The sequence below is a fragment of the Corynebacterium sp. genome (assembly GCF_012838985.1).
Taxonomy (GTDB): Bacteria; Actinomycetota; Actinomycetes; order Mycobacteriales; family Mycobacteriaceae; genus Corynebacterium.
The window spans coordinates 1-1,807 of record NZ_DUOE01000177.1; the positions used below are offsets into that span (position 1 = coordinate 1).

General features: G+C 70.6%; 3 protein-coding genes. 1 reads left to right on the forward strand and 2 read right to left on the reverse strand.

What is annotated here, in order from left to right:
- On the forward strand, positions 1–231 hold a 231-nt coding region (locus GXZ33_RS09965), incomplete at its 5' end, for a chloride channel protein (RefSeq protein WP_363237234.1).
- On the opposite strand, the gene GXZ33_RS09970 is transcribed toward GXZ33_RS09965, so the two are convergent.
- Both GXZ33_RS09970 and GXZ33_RS09975 read right to left on the reverse strand, forming a co-directional pair.
- Complete coding sequence (locus GXZ33_RS09970) at positions 228–1,355, reverse strand: HNH endonuclease signature motif containing protein (protein WP_291340882.1); 1,128 nt, start codon at positions 1,353–1,355, stop codon at positions 228–230. The two genes, GXZ33_RS09965 and GXZ33_RS09970, sit on opposite strands and share 4 nt — an antisense overlap.
- A gap of 114 nt (positions 1,356–1,469) precedes the next feature.
- Positions 1,470–1,807, reverse strand: a 338-nt coding sequence (locus tag GXZ33_RS09975; protein ID WP_291340883.1) for a ZIP family metal transporter, incomplete at its 5' end; no start/stop codon positions are given.

Sequence of the window (1,807 nt, forward strand, 5' to 3'; positions counted from 1 at the left end):
GCGGGCGCGCTGGCGGGCGCCGGCCCGGAGACTGTGCCCATGCTGGCACTCGTCGGCGCGGCGATGGTGCTCGCGGTCATGCAGAAGGCCCCGCTGTTCGCCGCGGTCATCGCATGGGAGCTGACGTGGGCGCCCCTGTGGACGATCCCGCTGCTGCTGCTCGGTGCCGTCGTCGCCTATCTGCTGGGGCACCGACCGTGGAGAAGGCAGGCCGAAGCCGCGCCCTCCTAGGCGTTGAGCAGTCCTCGGGCGGACCGGGCCCGCAACGGGTGGCGGTTGGTCCGGGGTGGCCCACCGTCCGGGGGCAGGAACACCACCCCACCGGGGTGTCTCTCGAACCTGCCGTGCCGGGGTGGCTGGTCAGGATCATCATCGTGGCGGGTGTTGTGGATCCGGCAGACCAGCGCCAGGTTGGTGATGTTGGTGTCCCCGCCGTTCTTCCACGCCTTGAGGTGGTGGACCTCGCACTGGTTGGCCGGGGTGGTGCACTCCGGGCCCTCACAGAGCAGGGACTCCCCGGCCAGCAGGATCCTCTGCTTGGGGCTGGCGGTGCGCTGGGAGCGGTAGAGATCCACCGGCCCGTCCACCGGGTCGTAGAGCCCGACGTAGTGGTGTTCCGCCATGATCTGGGTGACCAGTTCCGCCCCGGTCAGGGTGGTGCCGTCGCTCAGGCCGAAGACGGTGTCATCGCCTTCCCGCCGCAGGAGCTTGACTCCTTCGGGCACGGTGGCCACCACCAGCGGGACCGGGGGTGTCGGTGCGCTCACCCCACCGCCGGTGGTGGCCATCAGCGCGTCGAACATGGCCTGCTCATACCCGAGGGCCGGGTCGGCGTCGCGGAGCTGCCGGGCGTGGGTGCGCACATGGGCGAGGTAGGCCTCGATGTGGCGTTCCGGGCCGGTGACGGTGAAGGTGCGCAGGCCCAGGGCGTCGGTGTTCTTCCCACCCTTGAGGGCGCGTTTTCCCCACACCTTCTTCTCGATGTCGGTGACACCACGGTTGTGGTGCCGGACCCGGGCGGCGGCGGCCCGGTCGATCTCGGCGACGGTGCCACGCAGTCCGCACAGCTCCACCCGCAGCTCCCACGGTGACACAGGGGCATCGGGCAGGAGTTTGCGGGTGTGTTTCTCGATGACGGTCAGCGCGTCCAGGGACAGGTGGGCCCCGGCTTCGCGGGCGGCGGCCTGGAGTCGGCGGTGGCGGGTGGGTCCGTGGTAGGTGGTGGCCATCGCCGCCCAGGTGGTGGCGTCCCGGTATCCGAGGGCGTCGAGGTCAGCGACGGTCACCGTGCCGGAGGAGATCTCCCCCAGGACGGTCATGGCGCGTAAGGCCTGCAGTGCCTGGATGGTGGTCATGGTGGGGAGGCTAGGCCCCGGGTGGCGGGGCGTCGACAAGTGTGGTGGCGGGGCTGTGGATAAACCCCTCCCATCCACAGGCACAGGTGCCTGCCCGGGTCCCCCGCTTGACAACTACATCATCAGCAGCAACGACGCCGCCATGACACCCATGCCCGCGATGAGGCCGTAGATCGCGGTGTGGTGGCGGCCGGTGGAGACGGCGGTGGGCAGCAGCTCGTCGAGGCAGATGAAGACCATGATGCCGGCGATCGCCGCGAAGGAGATGCCCAGGGTGGCAGGGCCGAGGAAGGGCATGAGCAGTGCGAAGCCGATGAGGGCGCCGGCGGGCTCGGCGAGGCCGGACAGGGTGGACCAGCCGAGGGCGCGGCGTCGGGAACCGGTGGCCTGGCGGATCGGGACGGCGACGGCCACGCCCTCGGGGATGTTGTGGATCGCGATCGCCACGGCGA